Origin of the sequence: Streptomyces himastatinicus ATCC 53653 (genome assembly GCF_000158915.1) — a bacterium.
In the GTDB taxonomy this organism is placed as follows: domain Bacteria; phylum Actinomycetota; class Actinomycetes; order Streptomycetales; family Streptomycetaceae; genus Streptomyces; species Streptomyces himastatinicus.
In genome coordinates this window covers 1,839,445-1,860,383 of record NZ_GG657754.1, presented here as the reverse complement: position 1 = coordinate 1,860,383, position 20,939 = coordinate 1,839,445, and the positions used below count along the sequence as shown (strand labels likewise).

The window sequence follows — 20,939 nt, the reverse complement described above, 5'->3', positions numbered from 1 at the left end:
GCCGTACTCCGGCCCCGCGTCCCCCTACTGGGCCGCCAAGGGCTTCCTCGGGCTGCTGCTCCCGGACGACCACGCGGTGTGGACGGCCCGCGAGGAACCGGGACCCGCCACCGCCGACGTCACCCGCGCGGTGCACGGACCGAACTGGCTGCTCCAGTCCACCACCGCAGACGGCCTGGTGCGCCTCCACAACCACGGCAGCGAACACCTCCCACCGCCCGGCGACCCCGACCAGGACGATCCGTACTACGCCCGGCTCGCCTACTCCACGGCCACCGGCCCCGTTCCGTACGGTGCCGCGCCCGACAACCACTTCGGCCTGCTGAGCGGCGGCGACCGGGTCTCCCTGCGGACCCGGCTGGAGCCCCTGGGCGCGGGGGACGGCTGGGCCGCCTCCCGCCATCACGCCCGGGTGGTGGGGGAGGAGCGGCCGGACGAGGTCCGGATCACCGGCCTGGTGCTGGCGCACGGCGCGGCGGAGGTCCGCGTCCACCTGGTGGCGGGGGCGGCCCCGGGCCACCCCGTACGCCAGACCGGCTGGGCCGTTCCGGACGACGGCCCGCGCTCCGAACTCCTGCCGCTGCACGGCCTGCTGACGGCCGATCCGCTGCCCGCCGCCGCCACGGCCTTCTCCGGCCGTGCTATCGCCCCCGCCCTCACCGGCGAGACCACCGGCGGCGCGGCCGGTGATCTGTTCGTCTGCCTGGCCCGGCTGACGGCCGAACCGGACCCGGCCCCGCTGGAGACGCTGGCCCGCGTGGACGTGGCGCCCGCCGACGGCGGCTACGAGGTCCGCGTCGCCTGGTGGGACGGCGCCGCCTGCCGCGCCCATCTGTCGGAGCAGGCGCTACGGATCGCCCCGGCGATCCCGGCACCGGTCAGCCGAAGCTGACCCACGTTCCACCCGGGGGCGGCTACGGCGCGGGAGGGGGCGGCAGGGTTCCGCCGAGGCGTTCGGACAGGGCCCGGGTCGAGGCGAGGAGGGTTTCGCCGATCTCGGCGACGCGGTCCCGGGTGACGCGGGAGGCGGGCCCGGAGACGCTGATCGCGGTGGCGACCGCACCGCTGTGGTCGAAGACCGGCGCCGCGACGCAGCGGATCTCCCGCTCGTTCTCCACGTCGTCGATCGCGTACCCCCGCTGCCGCACCGCGGCCAGTTCGGCGCGCAGCCACCCGCCGGTGGTGATGGTGGCCGGGGTGCGGGGCGGCATGCCCCACTCGATCACCTGGTCCACCACGGCGGGGGAGGCGTAGGCGAGAAACGCTTTGCCGACGGCAGTGCAATACGCGGGCTGACGGCTGCCGATGCGCGAATGCATGCGTACCGGCTGGGGGCTTTCCACCTTGTCGATATAAACGATCTCCGGTGGATCGAAGACCACCAAGTGGACCGTTTCCCCTATGCCGTCGACGAGTTCATGCAGATGCGGGGCAGCCGCTTCACGGAAGTCGAGCCGCTCCAAATAGACTTGGCCGAGGAAGGCGTTCTGCGGGCCCAGTTGATAGCGCCCGTTCTCGGCGTCCTGGTCCACCAGGCGCACCTCCCGCAGCGGTGCCAGCAGCCGCAGGATGGTGCTCTTGCTCAGGCCCAGGCCCTCGGCCAGGTCGGTGAGGGTCGCGCCGCGCGGATGCCCGCGGTCCTCGGCCAGGAACATCACGATGGACAGCGCCCGGCGCAGCGACGACGAGGTGTTGCGCCCAGGGCCGGTTCCGGCGGGGCGGTCGTCCTGGCCGCCGTGGGCGGTGTCCGGCCGAGAAGTCATGCCGGGAAGGTAGCCGACCTCCGCGTTTTTGCATAGCAGCATCGGATGCCGGAATTCGAAATCAACCATTGACGGCCTTCACCGGCTCGGTTAGCTTGTGCGCACTCAATACGAAATTCGATTCTGCAATGCAGAATCCCCAGAGCCCGACGGTCATCGCCGATCGCGGCCTCGATGATCTGTCTCGCTCTATTTCCCCCCGAAGGGAGTCCCGCCATGGGACGACGACGCCCTCATGCCCGAAGAATGGCCGCGATCTCCGTGAGCGCACTCGCCGCCACCTCCCTGCTCGCCGCCTGCTCCTCCAGCCAGAACCCGGCCTCCCGTGCGCAGGACTCCACCCTCCAGAAGGTGACCCGCAGCGGCACGCTGCGGGTGGCCAGCTGTCTGACGTTCCCGCCCTTCGGCTCGACGGACAAGGCCAACAAGCCCCAGGGCTTCGACGTCGATGTCGCCAAGGCCATGGCCAAGGCGCTCGGTGTCAAGGTGAAGATCGTCGACACCACCTCCGCGAACCGCATCCCCAATCTGCGCACGCACAAGGTCGACGCCGTGGTCTGCAACTTCACCACCACCGCCGAGCGCGCCAAGCAGGTCGCCTTCAGCGATCCGTACATCGTCGCCGGTGAGGTGCTGATGGTGAAGAAGTCCAGTGCCATCGCGAGCCTCAAGGACCTCTCGGGCAAGAAGGTGGCGGTCACCAAGGGCTCCACCAACGGCGCCGCCGTGAAGGAGGGCAACCCGAAGGCGCGGATCCAGGAGTACGACACCTCGGCGGCCGCCGTGCTCGCGGTCAAGCAGGGCCAGGCCGACGCCATGGTCGAGGACTCCAACTTCCTCAACTACCAGGCCAAGCTCGACCCCTCCCTCAAGGTCACCAAGGACTCCGTCGTTCCGCTGGAGTACAACGCGATCGGGGTGGGCCAGGGCGACCCCGACTGGTTGCAGTGGATCAACACCTGGCTGCGCGAGTTCAACACCTCCGGCCAGAGCGCGGCCCTTACAAGAAGTGGTTCGGCGTCAAGCCCGTATACCCGCTGAACCCGTCCTACTGAGCCTGCCGGGCGGCGGCCCCCCGCCGCCGCCCCTGTGGAGGAACCCCATGTTCGCCGACTGGACGTACGCCCTCCAGGACTGGCCCACCTACCTCGGCGCGGCCTGGCTGACCCTGAAGCTGTCCCTCGCCGCCTTCGTCCTCGCCTGTGCCCTCGGGCTGCTCGGCGCCCTCGCCCGCCGGTCGCGGCACGCCCTCGTCCGCGCCCCGGCCGCCGTGTACGTCGAGGTCATCCGCAACACCCCGGTGCTGCTCCAGATGTTCGTCGCCTACTTCGCCCTGCCCTCGGCCGGGCTGCGGCTCAGCCCCGTACAGGCGGGCATCGCGGCGCTCGGCCTCAACGTCGGCGCGTACCTCACCGAGATCTTCCGGGCCGGTATCCAGGCCGTCCCGCGCGGCCAGAGCGAGGCGTCCCGCGTGCTCGCCCTCAGCCCCTTCCGGACCTTCCTGCACGTCGTGCTCCCGCAGGCGCTGCGCAACGTCTACCCGGCCGTGATCAACCAGCTCGTCCAGATCATCCTGGGCTCGTCGCTGCTCTCGGCCATCTCGGTGCCCGAACTCACCGGCACCGCCATGGTGATCAACTCCCGCAATCTGCTCACCATCCAGGTGTTCGGCATCGCCGCCGTGCTCTACCTGGTGCTCACCAACGCGGTCGTGCTGGTGGCGGAGCTGATCGGCCGCGCGGCCTTCAAACCGCCGCTGCGCCCGATGCGCCCCCGCCAGTCGGTCCTGGCGGGTCTGCGGAGCGCGGCCCGCCGTCTCGTCCTGATCCGCAAGGAGGCGTGATGGACTGGTCGGTCCTGTGGTCCAACCGCGACCTGTACGCCTCCGGGCTGTGGTCCACCGTCGAGCTGTCCGCCGCGGCCATCGCCGCCTGCACCCTGCTCGGCCTGGTCATCGCGGCCATCCGCACCAGCCGGATCCCCGTCCTGGCCCAGTTCGCCCGCTGCTACCTGGAGATCTTCCGGGGCACCCCGCTGCTGGTCCAGATGCTCTTCATCTACTTCGGCGCCGCCTACCTCGGCATCGGGAACATCTCCGTCTTCGGTGCCGCCCTCCTCGCGCTCACCCTCTTCCAGGGCGCCTACGTCGCGGAGATCTTCCGCTCCGGCATCGAAGCTGTCCCGCGCGGCCAGTGGGAGGCGGCGCGGGTCCTGGGCCTGAGCCGCGTCCAGACCTTCGGGACGGTGATCCTGCCCCAGACCCGGGCCATCGTGCTGCCCCCGCTGGTGGGCCAGTACCTCTCGCTCGTCAAGGACACCTCGATCGCCGTCGTCATCGGCTACGCCGAACTCCTCCGCGAGGGCCAGGCCATCGTGGACCGGGACGGGCACCCGGGCATGGCGTACCTGGCCATCGCCGTCCTGTACTTCGTCATCTGTTCCCCGCTGTCGGTCGTCGTCCGGCGCATGGAGAGAAAGGCCGTGACCGCCTGATGATCACCAAGTCCCCCATGGAACGGACCCCGCCCACCACCGCCCAGGTCGCCCTGTCCGGCGTGCACAAGCGCTTCGGTGACCTGGAGGTCCTCAAGGGCGTCGACATCGAGGTCGGCTCCGGTGAGGTCGTGGTGCTCATCGGAGCCAGCGGCTCCGGCAAGAGCACCCTGCTGCGGATCATGTGCGACCTGGAACGCGCCGACCGCGGTGAGGTCTGGGTCAACGGAGTCCCGCTGCACGACCGCAAGCGCGCACCCGAGATCTTCGGCCACGTCGGCATGGTCTTCCAGCAGTTCAACCTGTTCCCGCACCGCACGGCGCTGGGCAATGTGACCCTCGCCCTGCTCAAGGTGCGCAAGATCAGCCGTAAGGCGGCCGACGAGCGGGGCCGGGAGGTGCTGGCCCGGGTCGGGCTCGCCGACAAGGCGGACGCCTACCCGGCCCAGCTGTCCGGGGGCCAGCAGCAGCGCGTGGCGATCGCCCGCGCGCTCGCCATGGACCCGGCCGTCATGTTCTTCGACGAACCCACCTCCGCCCTCGACCCGGAGCTGGTCGGCGAGGTCACCGGCGTGATGCGGTCCCTGGCCGACGAGGGCATGACGATGGTGGTCGTCACCCATGAGATGCGGTTCGCCCGGGACACCGCCGACCACGTGGTCTTCATGGACGGCGGTGTCGTCCTCGAACAGGGCACGCCCGAGCGCGTCTTCGGCAGCCCGGCCGAGGCCCGTACCCAGCAGTTCCTGCACCGGGTGCTGGACACCTGACCCCGGCTTGTCCGATCAGCCCAGCGGGGCGAAGGTGAACGAGAACTCCGCCGGGGCCACCAGCAGCCGGTGCGGCTCCAGCACCCCCGGCCCGCAGGACTGGCTGCCGATGCCCTGCTGGCCGTGGTCGAGGTTGACCCACACCGTGTCGGGCGATGCGACCAGGTCCGGGGTGTGCTCGGCCGCGTCCAGCTGCTCCGTGGTCCAGCGGCGGGCCGTGAACCAGAACGGCGGGTGGCCCTCGATCCGCAGGCCCGTACCGTCCGGGGCGGTCAGCCGCGCCCAGCGCACATCGGCCCGCGCCCCGTTCTCCTGCGGCCGTACGTACGGCGTCTGCATCTCGTCCACCGACAGCGCCCAGCGCCCCAGCCGGGAGGCGGCCCGGGTGTCCGGGTACGCCTCGCCGGGACCGCCGCCGAACCACTCCGCGGCGCCCAGCGCGGCCGGAACCCCGAGCCGTACGCCCAGCCGGGGCAGCGGGCAGGACCACTCGCCGAGCGGGGTGACGGAGACGGCCAGCCGCAGCCGGTCCCCGTCCGCCGTCCACTGGTAGACCGCCGTCAGCCCGACGTCGGTCGCCGCGGGGGCGACCCGGGTACGGACGGTCAGCTCCCGGTCCGCGAGATCCACCGCGTCCACCCGGTGCTGGAGCCGGTGCAGGCCCAGCTCCCGCCAGATCAGCCCGTAGCGCTCATCGGGCTGCCAGGACGCGCCGTTGTCGTTGTCGGTGGGGGCGCGCCAGAGGTCGAGCCGGGGGCCGGTGAGCGTCAGCCCGCCGAGGTCGGTCAGGGTGCCGGTGGCAGCGTCGAAGGTGCCCGGGCCGAGGACGATCCGGTCCCCGCCGCGGCGCGGCGCCCCCGTGGCCGTCACCGAGGCGGGTGCGGCCGCCGCCGAGCCGGGCAACTGCGCCCAGGCCACCACATGCCCCGCCTCGCCCCACGCCGTGGCCGCGGCGAGCCGCGCCTCGACCGTCCAGCGGGTCTCCTCGCCCGGCGCGGTGGCCGCGGGTGCGGGCAGCTTGAGGTCGGCGGACTCGCCGGGGGCCAGCGGCGGCACCGCCAGCTCACCGGAGCCGACCGCCACGCCCTCGGCCTCGTAACGCCAGCTGAACGCGAGATGGGACAGGTCGGTGAAGTCGTGGCCGTTGGTGATCCGGACCGTCCCGCCGGACCCGTCGCCCTCGATCCGCACCGGCTCGATGACCTTCTTGTACTCGATCAGCCCGGGAGACGGGGTGCGGTCGGGGAAGAGGAGACCGTCGCAGACGAAGTTGCCGTCGTGCAGCTCCTCGCCGAAGTCGCCGCCGTACGCGTAGTAGGGCGTGCCGTTCGGCGTGTGCCGGGCGAAGCCGTGGTCGATCCACTCCCAGACGAACCCGCCCTGGAGCCGCTCATGCGTCTCGAACAGCCGCTGGTACTCGCTGAGTCCGCCCGGCCCGTTGCCCATGGCGTGGGCGTACTCGCACTGGATGAACGGCAGCTCCCGCCGCCGAGCGTCCAGCGCGGCGTCGCCCCACGGCGCCTCCGTACGGGCGCCGATCTGCGCGACCTCCGCGTGCGGCGCGTACATCCGGGAGTAGATCCCGGTGTCGGCGCAGGACAGGTCGCCCTCGTAGTGGATCACCCGGGACGGGTCGCGCTCCCGGATCCAGTCGGCCATCGCGGACAGCCCGCGGCCCGTGCCGCACTCGTTGCCGAGCGACCACATCACGATGGACGGGTGGTTCTTGTCGCGCTCGACCATCCGGGCGGCCCGGTCGACCAGCGCGGGGGTCCAGCGGTCGTCGTCGACCGGGTTGTTCCGCCAGTCGAGGTCGACGAAGCCATGGGTCTCCAGGTCGCATTCGTCGACGACCCACAGCCCCAGCTCGTCACAGAGGTCGAGGAAGGCGGGGTGCGGCGGATAGTGGCTGGTGCGCACGGCGTTGATGTTGTGCCGCTTCATCAGCTCCAGATCGCGGCGCATCGTCGCCAGGTCCAGCGCACGGCCCGTCACCGGGTGGAACTCATGCCGGTTGACGCCCCGGAACAGCACCCTGTGGCCGTTGACCTTGAACACGCCGTCCTCGACCAGGACCGTGCGGAAGCCGATCCGCAACGAGACCGTCTCGCCCCCGGTGGTCAGCGTGCCCTCGTACAGCCGTGGTGTCTCCGCCGTCCACGGCTCGACGGCGACGGTGGCGCTCTCCCCGGTCGCCAGGTCAAGACCCAGTTCGGGCACGGTGACCCGGCCGCCGCCCGGCTCGGCGTCCACCCGCAGCGTGCCGGTGCCGCCGACGTGGTCGTACGAGGCGTGCACGAAGAAGTCGGCCACCGAGCCCGCTGGGCGGTGCAGCAGCGTCACCTCGCGGAAGATCCCCGGCAGCCACCACTGGTCCTGGTCCTCCAGATAGCTGCCGGAGGACCACTGGTGCACGCGCACCGCCAGCACGTTCCCCGACGGCTTCAGCAGCCCCGCGACCGCGAACTCGTGCGGCAGCCGGCTGCCCTTGAAGGTGCCCAGCTCCTCCCCGTTGAGCCACACCCGGGCGCAGGACTCGACGCCCTCGAAGCGCAGCACCGCCTGCCCACTTGTGGGCCAGTCGCCGGGGAGGTCGAAGACGCGCAGATGGTCACCGGTCGGGTTCTCGGTGGGCACCCGCGGCGGGTCCACCGGGAACGGATAGTTCACATTGGTGTAGATCGGCGCGCCGTGGCCGTGCAGCACCCAGTGCGCGGGCACCGGGATCTCGCCCCAGCCGGAGGCGTCGTAGCCGGGGCGGGCGAAGGAGTCGTCCTCGGCGGCCGCGGTCGGCGACAGCCGGAACGCCCAGGTGCCGCCGAGGCTCAGCCGGGCGGCGTCGGAGCCGGGGGCCCAGGCGCGCGGCGGCAGGCATCCGGTGCCGGGGGAGACGTCCTCGTAGTAGGGAAGCGGCGGTGTGTGCTGCGTGGAGTTCATCGACTCTCCTCGGTCAGCCCTTGATACCGGTCTGTGCCACACCCTGCACGAGCCAGCGCTGGAGGAACACGAAGACGAGCACAAGTGGCAGGATCGATACGGCCGTTGCCATGAAGATCAGGTGGATGTTGATCGTCTGGGCGGTCATGTAGGAGGACAGCGCGACCTGCACGGTCCACGAGTTCTGATCCTGGCCGATCACCAGGGGCCACAGGAAGGCGTTCCAGCCGCTGATGAACGTGATGACCGAGATCGCCGCGAAGAAGTTGAGCGAATTGGGCACCACGATGCGCCAGTACGCGCCCCAGTAGCCCAGCCCGTCCACCCTGGCCGCCTCCTCCAGCTCCTTGGGGAAGCCCAGGAAGTACTGGCGGAAGAGGAACGCGGTGAAGCCGCTGAACAGCCCGGGGATGATCAGACCGCGCAGCGAGGAGACCCAGCCGAGCGACGAGACCAGGACATAGCTCGGTACGAAGGTCACGGCCGCCGGGACCATGAGGGTGAACAGGACGGTGTACAGCACCTTGTTGGCGTGCTTGTACGGGATGCGGGCCAGTCCGTATCCGGCCAGTGAGCACACCAGGAGCGTGCCCAGGGTGTGCAGCACGGCCACCACGGTGGAGTTCCACAGCGCCCGGGCGAAGGGCACGGAGGGGTCGTCGAACAGCTCCTTGACGTTCCCCCACTGGAGGTCGGTGGGGAAGAACGCCCAGTCCTCGCCGGTGATGTCCGCGTCGGAGGACAGGGCGTTGCGGACGATCAGATAGAAGGGGACGAGGAACAGCACCGTCGCGACGCCGAGCGCGACGTACAGCCCGGTGCTGCTCATGACGGAGCGCGCGGTGCGCTGTTTGACCGGTGCCGTGATGGTCACTTGTCGTCACCCCTTCCGAAGCCGAGGAACTTGCCCTGGGCCAGGGTGACCATGGCGATGAGCAGGGCGAGGATGAGGGCGCCCGCGCTGGCGTGCCCGTAGTCCTGGTTGGCGCCGAGCGCCTGGAGGTACAGCTCGACCAGCGGCGGGCGGCCCCAGGTGGCGCGGCCCTCGTCCAGGATGTTGTAGAACTCGTCGAACGCCTGGTACGCCGCGATGAGCAGCAGCAGGACGACCGCGACCGAGGTGGCGCGCAGCTGCGGCAGGGTGATGTGGCGGAACGTCTGCCAGCCGGACTTGGCGCCGTCGACGGCCGCCGCCTCGTACAGCTCGCGAGGGATGTTCTGGAGCGCGGCCAGGAACAGGATCATGTAGAACCCGCACTGGAGCCACAGCCGGGCGGTGCAGAGCACCAGCCAGTACCAGGGCGGATGGGGCGAGGCGAGCCAGGCGACGGAGTCGACGCCGAACCAGCTCAACACGGTGTTGACCAGGCCGTAGTGCAGCCCGTTGAACATCGACATCTTCCAGACCAGCGAGGCCACGACGAAGCTGCACGCGGTCGGCAGGAAGAACACCGAGCGGAAGAACGCCTTCATGAAGCGGATGCGGTGCACCAGCAGCGCGAGGGCGAGGGAGAGCGCGTAGGTGATCGGGACGATGATCGCGGCGAAGACCGTGAAGTTGATCAGGCTGTCGACGAAGTCGCCGTCGCCGAGCATGTCGGCGTAGTTGCCGAGGCCGACGAACTCGGTGGGCGCGACGGTGCCCTTCGCGTTGTGCAGGCTGAGCCAGAGGCTCCAGCCGATCGGTACATAGACGAAGACGATCAGCCCGATGAGGAACGGGCCGGTGAACAGCCAGAAGTTGAGGGTGCGGCCGCGGCTGCCGCCGAGTCCGCGCAGCCGCCGCCCGGCGGGGGCCGCCTTGCGGGGCGCCCGGCCGGGGGTGGTGCTCTGGGTGGGTGTGGTGGTCGCCATGATGGTGTCCGGACGCCCGCCTAACCGAGCTTCTTCAGGTCGCGCTCGACCTTCTTATCGGCCTTGTCGAGTTCGGCCGCGGGATTCTTGCTGTCGCGCACCGAGCTGACCACCGCGTCGAGCACGATGTTGAACATGCCCTCCGTCCAGTACGGGTCGTCGAAGATTCCGTGGCTGTTGAACAGCTCGACCGCCTCGGCCGCGATCCCGCTCTTGAGCTTGTCCGCCCCGGCGGCGATGCTCTTGCGCGCGGGAATGTGGAACCCGTAGTCCAGCGCCCATTCCTGCTGGTACTTCTTCTGTTCGATCCACAGCCACTTGACGAATTCCTTGGCCCCGTCGACGTCCTTGGCCTTGGCGGAGACGTAGGTGGACCAGCCGCCGTTGTACACCACCGGGCGGCCGTTCTTCCCGGACTTGGGGAAGGGGAAGATCCCGAAGTCGTCGCCGAACGCCTTCTGGATCGCCGGTATCGCCCATATCCCGCACCACTGGATCGCGCACAGCCCCTGGACGAAGCTGGTCGGGTCCCAGGTCTCGGTCGGGGCGCCCAGCAGCAGGGACTTGCTCGTGTACAGCTCCCGCGCCTTGGTGAGGGTCTCCTCCAGCTCCTCCGTGTGGTAGGCGATCTTGTGGTCCTCGGTGAGGTAATGGGTGCCGTTGGACCAGACGAGCGGCTTGCTGATGGTCTTCAGGTTCTGGCCGATGTACAGGCCCTTGACCTTGCCCTTGGTCAGTTTGTGTGCGATGTCGATGAGTTCGTCGAATGTCGTCGGGGGCTTGACCCCGGCGTCCTCGAAGAGTGACTTGCGGTAGAAGAAGAACTGCGGGTCATCGATCATGCGGATGCCGTAGATCTTCCCGTCCACGGAATTCGCCGTGATGTCCTCCGGCAGGAAGTCGTCCTTGACGTCGGCGATGATGTCGTCGAGCGGGACGATCTGCTTCGAGCGCACCAATTGCAGATCGGGGTGGTATTCGAAGACATCCGGGCGGCCAGAACCCAGCAGCGAGGTCGCCAGCTTGGATTCGTACTCGCCCGGCACCCATTCGATGGTGACCTTCGCCTTGTCGTACGCGTCGGCGAACTTCTTGGCGGCCTGCTGGGTGCCCGGCTCCCCGTACGCGTGGTACATCTGCTTGATCGACTTGCCACCGCCGCCCGAGCGGCCGGTGTTCGAACCGCAGGCGGCGAGCCCGCCCAGCGCGGCCACCCCGCCGACGGCGCGCAGCACGCTGCGGCGGTCCCAGTCCCTGGCATCCCTGGCTCTGTTCATTGCCGACATGTGACGTCCTTGTCTCGGATCACGATCACGATCACGGTTCACGGCCAAGTGCGTTGGTGCAGCGGGACGTTAGCCATAGACGAAGACTTCGGCAAGGGGTTGGACGAAGTGGGTGGCGCGACTTTTGGGACGGTTCGAGGGTTCGAACGGCCAGGGGGAGGGAGCGCTCCCACACCCCCTGTTACGCGGAAGTGGCGCCGGTCCTCGCGGCCGTCGGGCGGCGGTGCTTCAGCCCGACGGACGCCAGCGAACCCTCCAGCACGAAGGTCGCCGCTCCGAGGCTCACCGGGTTCGACGGGATCGGGCACAGCACGATCTCGGTGCTCGCCAGCGGACGCCGCAGCGCGCGCCCGGCCACCGCCTCGCGCACCTCGGCCAGCAGCCCTTCACCCAGCGCGGCGGCCACCCAGCTGCTGAGCACGATCACTTCCGGGTTGAGCAGATTGATCAGGTCGGCGAGGCCCGCCCCGAGATAGCGGGCGGTGTCACGGACCACCTGGGCGGCCACCGGGTCCCCGTCCGCCAGACCCCGCCCCAGGGCCTCGATGGTCGCCGTCTGGTCGTCGGCACGCAACAGGGGGCTGTCCGGGCTCAGCTCGCGCAGATTCCGCATGATGCCGGGCGCGCCGACGTACGTCTCCACACAGCCGCGGTTGCCGCAGTGGCACTGCCGCCCGTCCAGGATGAGGGTGGTGTGCCCCCACTCGCCGGCGCTGTTGCTGACCCCGCGGTGCAGCGCCCCGCCGAGCGCGAGCCCGGCGCCCACGCCCGTACCGAGGTTCACCACCACCGCGTCACCCCGCCCGCGCGCCGCGCCGAACCACTGCTCGGCCACCGTGCAGGCGCGCAGCGGGTTGTCGAGGTACAGGGGATACGGGATGTGGTCGGCCAGCATCCGCAGCAGCGGTACGTCGTGCCAGTCCCAGTTGGGCGCGAACACCGACACCCCGCCCTCCCGGTCCACCTGCCCGGGCATGCTGATGCCCACGCCCAGCACACGGTCGGGCGCGATCTCCGCCTGTCCGACCACGGACGCCACGGCGGCGGCGATGTGGGCCACCACCTTGGTCGGGTCGTTCTCCTCCGGTCGCTCCGGGCGCAACTCCTGGTCGGCGCGGGCGAGGACGGTCAGCGCGAGGTCGAACAGCTCGACATGGACGTACGTCTCCGCGACGTCCACCCCGATCAGCGCGCCCCCGGAGGAGTTGACGGCGACCAGCCCGCGCGGGCGGCCGCCGTCGGAGTCCTCGTAACCGACCTCGACCAGCATGCCCAGCTCCAGCAGCTCGCCGACGAGGTTGGCGACCGTGGCCAGGCTCAGCCCGGTCGCCGCGGCCACCTCCTGCCGGGACACCGGGGATTCGGCGACGATGTGGCGCAGTACCCCGTAGCGGTTGGCGGTGCGGATGTCGCGGGATGTGCGCTTCACGCCGGAATCCCCTCCGTGGCTCTCTCGGCTGATGCCGCGCCAGGCTAGAGTGTGCGCCAGACCATAGACAACCCCTTCGCACAACCCTTGTACGAAGCGTCAGGGCTGAGGGGTGGCCCCGGCGAAGCGCAGGGAGCGCAGGTGAGCCGGGCCCCGGACCCTCAGCGGCCGTCGAGCACCTGCCGCACCACGGGCCCGGCGGCGTCGCCCCCGTGGCCGCCCGCCGTGACCACGGCGGCCGCGGCCATGTCGTCCCGGTACGCCGTGAACCAGGCGTTGGTCTTCACCTGACCGTCGATCTCGGCCGATCCGGTCTTGGCGCCGATGTCGCCGCCGAGCCCCGCCATCGCCGTTCGGGCGGTGCCGCTCGTCGCCGTCAGCCGCATCATGCCCTTCAGCTGCTGCACGGCCGCCGAACTCAGGGGGCGCTCGCTGGTGGCGATCCTGCGGTCGTCCGCCGACGGCGGCACCAGCACCGGCTGCTTGAAGGCGCCCGTCCGCACGGTGGCCGCCACCGAGGCCATGGTGAGCGGATTCATCTGCACCGTGCCCTGCCCGATGACCGCCGCGGCCTTGCCGTCCCCGCCCTCCGTCGGCACCGAGCCGTCGAACGTCGTGACCCCCACCTGCCAGTCCAGCCCGATCCCGAACACCGCCCGCGCCTCCTCCGCCATCCCGGCGTCGGGTATGGAGCCCGCGAGCGAGACGAACGCGGTGTTGCAGGAGGCCGCGAAGTCCTGCGCGAAGGTGGCGCTCGGGTTCTCGCTGTCCTCGACGTTGTGGAACGTCATGCCCTGCGCGTACGCCGCCGTCTTCGGGCACGGCACCCGCTGGGAAGGCGTCACCTTGCCCGACTCCAGCAGCGCGGCGGCGGTGATTATCTTGAACGTCGACCCGGGCGCGGTCTGGCCCTGTAACGCGGCGTTGAACTCGCCCTTGTCCGAGTTGGCCACCGCGAGGATCTCCCCGGTGCTGGGCTTGAGCGCCACCACGGACGCCCCTGGCTGCTCGCCCACGGCCGACTCCGCACGCCGCTGCACCTTCTGATCCAGCGTCGTGCGCAGGCTCCCGGGTCTGCCCTTGGCCACCACGTGCAGCGTCGGCCCGGGCGTCCCGTCGGCCCTGACCGCCGCCACCTCGACCCGGGCCGCGCCACCGGCCTTGGCGCCGTATCTTTCCCGCAGCGTGTTCAGCACCGGATCGAGGGACGGATAGCGGCCCTGCTTCACCACCTTGCCGGTCCGGTCCAGCACCCGGACCGGCTGGTCGTCCGCCATGCCCGTCTGTAACGTTTCACCGGTCGTCAGCTTCGGGTGGATGACCGCAGGTTTCCAGTCCACCAGCGGCTTCCCCGTGGTCCGGCCCCGCACGACGGTCAGCTTCGAGTCATACGTCCAGGTCGAACGATTCTTCCCGAAGACGATCTCCGCCTTGACCCGGAACGGCACCGTGGCGCTGTCGGCCTCGCCCGCCGTGAGCGTCACCTTCTCCACCCGGCCGTCCTCGCGGTAGCGGCTCAACGCGGCGCCCGCGCTCTGGGCGTCATTGGTGAACGCGGCGGCCCGCAGATCGTTCTGGTCCGCCCACGCGGTCAGGAACTCCCGCGCCGTGTCCTTGACTTCGGACGGCGTCACCGCGCCGTCCGGAACCGACGGCCCACTGCCGCCGGTCACCCCCGTGTAGAGGTTGTACCCCCCGATCCCCGCAACCCCGATGAACCCCGCTAACGCCGTACCGAGTACGACTCTCCCCGCTGCACGCATGGCGTGACCCGCCCCCAGGTGTGGTCGGCGCCCTGCTTCTCAGGCCGCCTGCTCCATCTCACCGCGCAGCGCCCGCGTGTACACCCCGAGCAGCCGCCCGTACTCCGCCCGCTCGGCAGGCCGCAGAGCCCGCCCGGCCCGGGCCCGCAGGAACACGCGGATCGCCTCGTTGGCCTGGTCGGTGGAAGTGGTCAGTAAGGCAGGGCTCTGGGGAGTAGGAGTCGGACGCATGACCAATAGAGTAGGGGCACCCACTGACAATCGCTGTGGCCTAAACCTCTCAACTGGCCTGTTACCCCCGGTATGTGAGGAACAACGCATCCGCCGCACGGGTCTTCCCTGGCGTGGGGTCTGGCATATGCCCCGGCCCCGTGGCGCCCCGGTGGCCGGGGTCTCCGCAGGTCAGCGCCCTGCCTTTGCTGTCATACCTTCCGTACGGTCACACCGGCCGCGGCCAGCCGGTCCGTCTCCTCGTCCGTCGCTGTTTCGTCCGTCACGACCGCGTCCAGAGCGGAGGCGGCGGTGACGAACGCCAGGGCGGTGCGGGTGAGTTTGGCGGCCTCCGCGACGGCGATCACGCGGCGGGACGAGGCGATGGCGGCGCGCTTCACGGCGGCGTCGTCCAGGTCGTAGGCGGTCAGCCCGTCCGCGGCGGTCAGCCCGCAGCAGCCGATGACCGCGGTGTCGAAGCGGAGCGCGGCCAGCGACGCCTGGGTCAGCGGGCCGGTCAGCGCCAACTCGCCCTGCCGGGGCCGCCCGCCGGGCACCAGCAGCGTCAGCTGCGCCGCCCCGGCCAGCGCGTTCACCGCGTGCAGGGACAGCGGCACCACGGTCAGCCGGCGGTGCTCCAGCACCCGGGCCACCTCCAGGCAGGTGGTGCCGCTGTCGAGGACGACGGACTCCCCGTCGGCGATCAGTCCGGCGACCTCCGCGGCGATGCGCCGCTTGGCGTCCAGCCCCTCCTGGGTGCGCAGCGCGAACGGCGGCTCCTCGCCGCGCAGCAGCAGGCTCCTCGCCCCGCCCCGGTAACGCTCCAGGATGCCCTGCTCGGCCAGCACCTCCAGGTCGCGCCGGATGGTCATCTCCGAAGCGCCGGTGAGCGCGGCCAGTTCGGCGACCCCGGCGCGGCCCGCGCTCCGTACGGCGTCGGTGATCTGCCTCAGTCGATCTGTGCCTGCCATGGCGTGATTGAACACGTCCGACGTTCGAAAGGCAATCTTTCGAACGTAATATTTGTTCGCTACGTTCGAAGCATGGAGCGTACGGAGACCAGGGAGACCATGGAAACCACGGAGAGTACGGCGAAATCGCTGCGGGCCGCCCGGCTGGCCACCTTCACCTACTTCGCCCTGAACGGCTTCCTCATGGGGATGTGGATCGTCCACATCCCCGGCATCGAACACCGCGCGGACACCGGCCACGCCCTCTTCGGCTGGCTCCTTCTCCTCCTCGGCGCGGGAGCCTTCGCGGCCATGCAGATCGCGGGCCCCCTCACCGACCGCTTCGGCGCCCGCGTCGTCGTACCGCTCGGCGCGGCGCTGTGCAGCGTCACCCTGATCCTGCCGGGCCTGGCCGCCAACGCCTGGACGCTGGGGGCGGCACTGCTGGTGCTCGGTGTGGGCAACGGCTGCCTGGACGTCAGCATGAACGCCCACGCCGTCCAGGTCGAACGCGGCTACGGACGGCCCGTCATGTCCGCCTTCCACGCCACCTACTCGCTCGGCGGCGTCCTCGCCTCGCTCGTCGGCGCCCGCACCCTCGGCTGGGGCTGGACTCCCGCGGCGACCCTGACCGCGGCGGCGGCCCTCGGCCTCGCCGTCACGGCGGCGGTGTCCCGCGCCCTGCTGGGGCGGCCCGCCACCGCCCCGGACCCCGACGCTCCTGTCGTGAAGACCCGGCGCCGGACGCCCCGCCGCATCTGGGCGCTGGCCGTCCTGGCACTGATGATCATGCTGTGCGAGGGCGTGGCCAACGACTGGAGCGTGCTCCATCTGCGCAACGTCCTGGACGCGCCCGCCGCCACCGCCGCCCTCGCCTTCGGAGCCTTCGCCACCGCCATGACGGCGGGACGCCTGCTCGCCGACCGAGTGGCCGCCCGGGTCGGCCCGGTGGCCATCCTCCGCTACGGCGCCTCCGCGGCCGCCCTCGGCATGACCGTGGCCGCGCTCTCGCCCTGGATCCCCCTGGCCCTGCTCGGCTGGACCGTGTTCGGCGCCGGGCTCTCCGGCTGCGTCCCCCAACTCTTCAGCGCCGCGGGCCACACCGACCAGTCCACCGCCGGAGCCAACGTCTCCCGCGTCGCTGGTCTCGGCTACCTCGGCATGCTCGCGGGCCCGGCCGTCATCGGCCCGCTGACCCACCTCGTACCGCTCAACCTCACCTTCTTCCTGCCGGTGGCCTTCTGCGTGATCGCCGCGTGCGCGGCGGGCATCCTGCGGACCCCGGGAACGGATCGGAAAAGCAGTTGCCCGCGTCGCCGTACGGCGGTCGGATAGTGCCCCATGAGCCCAGGGCACCCCGAAAGTCTCGTACGGCGGCTGATCGCCGGACAGTTCCCGCAGTGGGCGGGGCTGGACGTCGAACGGTTCCCGTCCGGCGGCACCGTCAACGCCGTGTACCGGCTGGGCGACGCCATGGCCGTACGGCTACCGCTGGTGGCGGGCGGAGCCCAGGACGTATTGACGGAACGGAAGTGGCTGCCCCGCCTCGCGCCCCTGCTGCCCACGGCCATCCCCGAGGTGCTCGGCACCGGAGAGCCCGCCGAGGGATACCCCTGGCCGTGGTCGGTGCACCGCTGGCTCGCGGGGGAGAACCCGAAGGAAGGGGCCCTGAGCGAGCCGTCGCTGCTGGCCAAGGACCTGGCCGGGTTCGTGGCCGCGATGCGGAGCGTCCCCCAGTCGGACGCCCCGAGGGCCTACCGCGGCGGGCCCCTCGCCACCCTCGACACGGAGACCCGCGCGGCGATCGAGCAACTGCGCGCCATCCCGGAGGAGGGCGTCGACTGCGACGCCGCCCTCGCCGTATGGGAGGACGCCCTGCGGACCCCGGCCTGGGACGGGCCCTCGGTATGGCTGCACGCCGATCTGATGCCGGGCAACCCTATGGTGTGACGAGACGGGCAGGCCGCCTCGTGATCGACATCGCTGCATGGGCGTGGGCGTACACAGCCTGCGACCTGTTCCCGGCGTGGAACCTGCTGCCTTCGGCCGCTCGGGACGTCTTCCGCGAGGCGCTGGCCGTGGACGACGCGACCTGGATCCGCGGCCGCGCCCGCACCCTCTCCCAGGCCCTGATCGCCCTCCCGTACCACCGGACGAGGACCCCGGCGATGGCGCGCAACGCCCGGCACGTGATCCGGGCGGTGCTGGGGGAGGGCTGAAGCGCTCTCAGGCACGCCCCAGATAGGTGTCGAGTGCCGCCGCGCCCGTCAGCATCGCCCGGCCCTGTGCCGTCAGCCGGTCGTGCCACTCCCGCAGCGTCGCCTGGAGCGGCTCCGGACCACCCGCCACCCGAACTCGCTCCAGCACCCGCGCGATCTGCTCCAGTCCGTGCCCGCCGCGCCGCAGTTGGTGGGCCAGCAGCACGTCACGCACATCGGCGGAGCTATAGACGCGATAGCCGGTGCGTGGGTCGCGCCGGGGCACGATCAGCCCGGCTCGCTCCCACTTGCGCAACGTCGCCGGGCGGATGCCGAGCCTGCGCGCAAGCGGCCCGATGAACGTCACGACCGGATCAAGCGGCTCCGGCTCGTGTGGCGGCGCCAGGCCGCGCAGCGCCTCTTCCACGTCCTCCAGCGTGCGCCGGTCGTCGCCCAGCTGCGTGTGGCTCTCGTCGATCAGCCGCAGCGCCTCCTCGACCGCGTCGCCGTTCACGGCTCGCATGATCGCTCCGGCCGTCGCATGGCCATGCGCGGGGATCAACGCCAGGAACGCCCGCAACGCCGCCGCATGGCGCGGACCGTAGACGCGATAGCCACTCGCCGAGCGCTCGGCGAGTGGCAGGATCCCCGACTCCTCGTAGTTGCGCACCGCCTGCGTGGACAGGCCGTGCTCACGCGCCAGATCGATGGGCCGCAACCGCATTTTGAAGGTTCGTCCTCGTCCACAGGGGAAAATGCCGCCAAAGTTTACACCGAAGGTTCAACGATACGGTTTAAATCATGACGGCCACGATCCAGGACGCCGCCCGTCCCTTCACCGGCGGCGCCCTCACCGCCCTCCTGTCTCCCGCCACCCGCCTGCTCGGCCTCGGCGAGCCCACCCACGGCGTCGAAGCCTTCCCCGAGCTGCGTAACGAGTTCTTCCGCCACCTCGTCGAACACGAGGGCTACCGTTCGATCGCCCTCGAGAGCGACTGCCTGTCGGCCCTGGTCGCCGACGCGTATGTCGCCGACGGCACCGCCACCCTCGACGACGCGATGAACCGCGGCTTCAGCCACGGCTTCGGCGCCTCACCCGCCAACCGCGAGCTCCTGCGCTGGATGCGCGCCCACAACGAACAGCGTCCCCCGCACGAGCGGCTCCGCTTCTACGGTTTCGACGGCCCTCTGGAGATCACCGGCGCCGCCCCACCCCGCCCCGCCTTGACCGCACTCCACGACTACCTCGCCGCCCACCTCGACCTGCCCCGGAACCGCGCAACCCTCGACGAACTGCTCGGCCCCGACGAGCGGTGGACCAACCCCGCCGCCATGATGGACCCCGCCCAGTCCATCGGCGGCACCCCGGAAACCGGGAAGCTACGCCTGATCGCCGACGACCTGAGCGCGCTGCTCACCGCGCACGCCCCCCACCTGACGGCCGCCACCTCCCCCGACGACTTCTGGCACGCCGAACTCCACGCCCGCACCGCCACCGGACTCCTGCGCTACCACGCCGCCATGGCCGACACCGCGCCCACCCGCGTCGGCGCGCTCATGTCGCTCCGCGACGCGATGATGGCCGACAACCTCGACGCCATCGTGCGCCGCGAGGCCCGCTTCGGCCCCACCCTCGTCTTCGCCCACAACGCCCACCTCCAGCGCCACCAGGGCCGACTGGACTTCGCGGGCACGCCGCTCCAGTGGTGGAGCGCGGGCGCCATCATGGGCACCCGCCTCGGCGACCAGTACGCCTTCGCCGCCTCCACCTTCGGCACCCGCGGCTCCGACGTCCCCCACCCCGACACCCTCGAAGGCCTCCTGTCGCCCCTTCCCCATCCCCGCACCGTCATCGACCCCGCCCGCCTGACCACGACCCTCACCCGAACCCCAACCCCCCGCACCCCGGCCGACCACACGTACGTGCCCCTCGACCCGACCGCCACGGACCAGATGGACGCCATAGTCTTCGTCAAGGAAATCTGAGCCCACCCGCGGGGGCGACGTACGCTGTTTGGGTTTCTAGCGGCTACCAGCCGAGGGCTTCACCACAGCGACCGGTGAAGTCGGTGAGAGTCGCCAGCACGATGTCCGCTCCGGCCGCCCGCAGCTCATCCGCGGAGCTGCGGCCGGTGGCGATGCCTACGGCTAGAGCGTCGGCGTCGTGGGCGCCGCGAACATCGTGGGGCGTATCGCCGATGACGACGGTGCGTCGGCTGTCGAAGGCGTGACCGTACTTCTCCGATGCCCGCTTGCGCGCCTGACGCACGAGGTCGGCTCGATCGCTGCCGTCGTCACCGTAGCCGCCTACCGAGAAGTCGAGCCCGTCGCCCAGGCCGAGGGCGGCCAGTTTGGTGATGGCGATCGGGCGGAGGTTGCCGGTGACCGCTGACTGGACGGTGTGCCGAGCGGCGCACGACGCTATGGCCTCCCGGGCGCCGGGCAGAACGACTCCGACCTCTCGCATACGGCCCTTCAGCTCTTCGGCGGCTATGGCCAAGGCGGCGTAGAAGTCATTGAACAGAGCCTGCGGCTCACTGATGCCGTTGAGACGCAGCGTCTCCACCATGATGGCCTGCTCGGTGCGACCGGCCATGTCCGCCAGCCCGCCGAGCGTCCGCCCCGTCACCTTCTCGAAGGCCCGCTCGTAGAGGCTGCGACTCACCCCGTCCTTGATGCTGACCAACGTCTGGTCCACGTCCCAGAGGATCAGGATGGGCTCGGAGGCGCGGTCGGCATGCATGGCGACAGCGTAGAGGTGCGCCCGGGTGGCGTGTGACGGGGCCACCGCCTGCCGGTGCGGTCGGCCGCGGCTGCTCGCAGGAGCTCCAGGATGACGCAGCCGGGGTAGGTGCCGAACGTCGGGTACTCGTGCCGGTAGTAGCAAGACCACCTGTGTCGCGGTGAGCCCGTGCTCCGCGTCGGCGGGCAGCTCATCGTTGTAGATCCGGGAAGGGACGCTGACGGCCTCACCGGCCACGTGGACCGAGAACGGCGACGTGGGCGAATGCTGCGGGTCCGGCATGACTGCCACTACGGCGCGCACGTCATGGACGAGCCGTGACGGGAAAGCTCGCGCGAGGTCGGCGTTGGTCCCTGTCATGCCGACGGCCGGGAAGCGGTTTGATGCGTGACGTCTTCGGGTGTCATGCCAGACGCGGTGAGGAACTCGGTCAGGATGTAGCCGGGCGAGGGCGCGTTGCTGCCGGGATGCGCCTCGCTTGTTCAGGTCCAGTCGGGCCGGGAGCGACGAAGGGTAGCCGGTGTGTTCGCATTCGTGGCGAGG

18 protein-coding genes and 1 pseudogene are annotated in these 20,939 nt (G+C 70.7%); 8 read left to right on the top strand and 11 right to left on the bottom strand.

The features are described 5' to 3' along the window. Positions 1 to 892, top strand: an 892-nt coding sequence (locus SSOG_RS07115; protein WP_154686089.1) for a DUF2264 domain-containing protein, incomplete at its 5' end; no start/stop codon positions are given. Between the two features lie 22 nt (positions 893 to 914). Here SSOG_RS07115 and SSOG_RS07110 read toward each other — a convergent pair. Further along, positions 915 to 1,763 (bottom strand): IclR family transcriptional regulator, encoded by an 849-nt coding sequence (locus SSOG_RS07110; protein WP_106516602.1) that lies wholly within the window; start codon positions 1,761 to 1,763, stop codon positions 915 to 917. A gap of 246 nt (positions 1,764 to 2,009) precedes the next feature. Here SSOG_RS07110 and SSOG_RS07105 point away from each other — a divergent pair, with 246 nt between their 5' ends. The 4 genes from SSOG_RS07105 to SSOG_RS07090 all read left to right on the top strand — a co-directional run bounded on the left by SSOG_RS07105 (position 2,010) and on the right by SSOG_RS07090 (position 5,026). Continuing rightward, positions 2,010 to 2,804 (top strand): ABC transporter substrate-binding protein, encoded by a 795-nt coding sequence (locus tag SSOG_RS07105; protein WP_208867334.1) that lies wholly within the window; start codon positions 2,010 to 2,012, stop codon positions 2,802 to 2,804. 61 nt (positions 2,805 to 2,865) lie between these two features. Further along, entirely contained in the window at positions 2,866 to 3,606 is a 741-nt protein-coding gene (locus tag SSOG_RS07100; RefSeq protein ID WP_039936782.1) for an amino acid ABC transporter permease, read from the top strand. Continuing rightward, entirely contained in the window at positions 3,606 to 4,256 is a 651-nt protein-coding gene (locus SSOG_RS07095; protein WP_009713529.1) for an amino acid ABC transporter permease, read from the top strand. Before SSOG_RS07100 ends, SSOG_RS07095 begins: the two co-directional genes overlap by 1 nt. A 17-nt stretch (positions 4,257 to 4,273) precedes the next feature. Further along, the gene (locus SSOG_RS07090) at positions 4,274 to 5,026 is read left to right on the top strand and encodes an amino acid ABC transporter ATP-binding protein (protein WP_039940764.1); all 753 of its coding nucleotides are present in this window, start codon (positions 4,274 to 4,276) and stop codon (positions 5,024 to 5,026) included. Between the two features lie 15 nt (positions 5,027 to 5,041). On the opposite strand, the gene SSOG_RS07085 is transcribed toward SSOG_RS07090, so the two are convergent. The 8 genes from SSOG_RS07085 to SSOG_RS07050 all read right to left on the bottom strand — a co-directional run bounded on the left by SSOG_RS07085 (position 5,042) and on the right by SSOG_RS07050 (position 15,476). Continuing rightward, positions 5,042 to 7,963 (bottom strand): glycoside hydrolase family 2 TIM barrel-domain containing protein, encoded by a 2,922-nt coding sequence (locus SSOG_RS07085; RefSeq protein WP_009713527.1) that lies wholly within the window; start codon positions 7,961 to 7,963, stop codon positions 5,042 to 5,044. Between the two features lie 13 nt (positions 7,964 to 7,976). Continuing rightward, the gene (locus SSOG_RS07080; protein WP_078510576.1) at positions 7,977 to 8,792 is read right to left on the bottom strand and encodes a carbohydrate ABC transporter permease; all 816 of its coding nucleotides are present in this window, start codon (positions 8,790 to 8,792) and stop codon (positions 7,977 to 7,979) included. Between the two features lie 41 nt (positions 8,793 to 8,833). Then, positions 8,834 to 9,817, bottom strand: coding sequence for a carbohydrate ABC transporter permease (locus SSOG_RS07075; RefSeq protein ID WP_009713525.1), 984 nt, complete (start codon positions 9,815 to 9,817; stop codon positions 8,834 to 8,836). A gap of 20 nt (positions 9,818 to 9,837) precedes the next feature. After that, on the bottom strand, positions 9,838 to 11,094 hold the full coding sequence (locus tag SSOG_RS07070) for an ABC transporter substrate-binding protein (protein ID WP_009713524.1): 1,257 nt from the start codon (positions 11,092 to 11,094) through the stop codon (positions 9,838 to 9,840). 190 nt (positions 11,095 to 11,284) lie between these two features. Further along, entirely contained in the window at positions 11,285 to 12,532 is a 1,248-nt protein-coding gene (locus tag SSOG_RS07065) for an ROK family transcriptional regulator (protein ID WP_009713523.1), read from the bottom strand. Positions 12,533 to 12,693: 161 nt separating this feature from the next. Continuing rightward, positions 12,694 to 14,295: a penicillin-binding transpeptidase domain-containing protein gene (locus SSOG_RS07060; protein WP_050799800.1), complete on the bottom strand. Its 1,602-nt coding sequence runs from the start codon at positions 14,293 to 14,295 to the stop codon at positions 12,694 to 12,696. Positions 14,296 to 14,334: 39 nt separating this feature from the next. Continuing rightward, positions 14,335 to 14,526, bottom strand: coding sequence for a hypothetical protein (locus SSOG_RS07055; protein ID WP_009713521.1), 192 nt, complete (start codon positions 14,524 to 14,526; stop codon positions 14,335 to 14,337). A gap of 191 nt (positions 14,527 to 14,717) precedes the next feature. After that, complete coding sequence (locus SSOG_RS07050; protein WP_009713520.1) at positions 14,718 to 15,476, bottom strand: DeoR/GlpR family DNA-binding transcription regulator; 759 nt, start codon at positions 15,474 to 15,476, stop codon at positions 14,718 to 14,720. 72 nt (positions 15,477 to 15,548) lie between these two features. On the opposite strand from SSOG_RS07050, the gene SSOG_RS07045 reads away from it, so the two are divergent. Together SSOG_RS07045 and SSOG_RS07040 are read left to right on the top strand one after the other, a co-directional pair. Further along, the gene (locus SSOG_RS07045; protein WP_009713519.1) at positions 15,549 to 16,790 is read left to right on the top strand and encodes an MFS transporter; all 1,242 of its coding nucleotides are present in this window, start codon (positions 15,549 to 15,551) and stop codon (positions 16,788 to 16,790) included. A gap of 6 nt (positions 16,791 to 16,796) precedes the next feature. Continuing rightward, a pseudogene (locus SSOG_RS07040) lies at positions 16,797 to 17,674 on the top strand (aminoglycoside phosphotransferase family protein). Positions 17,675 to 17,681: 7 nt separating this feature from the next. On the opposite strand, the gene SSOG_RS07035 reads toward SSOG_RS07040, so the two are convergent. After that, on the bottom strand, positions 17,682 to 18,377 hold the full coding sequence (locus SSOG_RS07035; protein ID WP_009713517.1) for a TioE family transcriptional regulator: 696 nt from the start codon (positions 18,375 to 18,377) through the stop codon (positions 17,682 to 17,684). A gap of 77 nt (positions 18,378 to 18,454) precedes the next feature. Between SSOG_RS07035 and SSOG_RS07030 the strand changes: the two genes are divergently transcribed. After that, complete coding sequence (locus SSOG_RS07030) at positions 18,455 to 19,639, top strand: erythromycin esterase family protein (protein WP_009713516.1); 1,185 nt, start codon at positions 18,455 to 18,457, stop codon at positions 19,637 to 19,639. A gap of 43 nt (positions 19,640 to 19,682) precedes the next feature. Here SSOG_RS07030 and SSOG_RS07025 read toward each other — a convergent pair whose 3' ends face one another. Beyond that, positions 19,683 to 20,396: a haloacid dehalogenase-like hydrolase gene (locus tag SSOG_RS07025; RefSeq protein ID WP_009713515.1), complete on the bottom strand. Its 714-nt coding sequence runs from the start codon at positions 20,394 to 20,396 to the stop codon at positions 19,683 to 19,685. Positions 20,397 to 20,939 lie beyond the last annotated feature (543 nt).

Bases quoted from the DNA above. Each gene is read 5' to 3' on its own strand.
- SSOG_RS07060 (WP_050799800.1), bottom strand. From the start codon at position 14,295: ATGCGTGCAGCGGGGAGAGTCGTACTCGGTACGGCGTTAGCGGGGTTC.
- SSOG_RS07110 (WP_106516602.1), bottom strand. From the start codon at position 1,763: ATGACTTCTCGGCCGGACACCGCCCACGGCGGCCAGGACGACCGCCCC.
- SSOG_RS07070 (WP_009713524.1), bottom strand. From the start codon at position 11,094: ATGAACAGAGCCAGGGATGCCAGGGACTGGGACCGCCGCAGCGTGCTG.
- SSOG_RS07030 (WP_009713516.1), top strand. From the start codon at position 18,455: ATGACGGCCACGATCCAGGACGCCGCCCGTCCCTTCACCGGCGGCGCC.
- SSOG_RS07055 (WP_009713521.1), bottom strand. From the start codon at position 14,526: ATGCGTCCGACTCCTACTCCCCAGAGCCCTGCCTTACTGACCACTTCC.
- SSOG_RS07100 (WP_039936782.1), top strand. From the start codon at position 2,866: ATGTTCGCCGACTGGACGTACGCCCTCCAGGACTGGCCCACCTACCTC.
- SSOG_RS07095 (WP_009713529.1), top strand. From the start codon at position 3,606: ATGGACTGGTCGGTCCTGTGGTCCAACCGCGACCTGTACGCCTCCGGG.
- SSOG_RS07105 (WP_208867334.1), top strand. From the start codon at position 2,010: ATGGCCGCGATCTCCGTGAGCGCACTCGCCGCCACCTCCCTGCTCGCC.
- SSOG_RS07025 (WP_009713515.1), bottom strand. From the start codon at position 20,396: ATGCATGCCGACCGCGCCTCCGAGCCCATCCTGATCCTCTGGGACGTG.
- SSOG_RS07085 (WP_009713527.1), bottom strand. From the start codon at position 7,963: ATGAACTCCACGCAGCACACACCGCCGCTTCCCTACTACGAGGACGTC.
- SSOG_RS07090 (WP_039940764.1), top strand. From the start codon at position 4,274: ATGGAACGGACCCCGCCCACCACCGCCCAGGTCGCCCTGTCCGGCGTG.
- SSOG_RS07080 (WP_078510576.1), bottom strand. From the start codon at position 8,792: ATGAGCAGCACCGGGCTGTACGTCGCGCTCGGCGTCGCGACGGTGCTG.
- SSOG_RS07075 (WP_009713525.1), bottom strand. From the start codon at position 9,817: ATGGCGACCACCACACCCACCCAGAGCACCACCCCCGGCCGGGCGCCC.
- SSOG_RS07050 (WP_009713520.1), bottom strand. From the start codon at position 15,476: ATGGCAGGCACAGATCGACTGAGGCAGATCACCGACGCCGTACGGAGC.
- SSOG_RS07035 (WP_009713517.1), bottom strand. From the start codon at position 18,377: ATGCGGTTGCGGCCCATCGATCTGGCGCGTGAGCACGGCCTGTCCACG.
- SSOG_RS07045 (WP_009713519.1), top strand. From the start codon at position 15,549: ATGGAGCGTACGGAGACCAGGGAGACCATGGAAACCACGGAGAGTACG.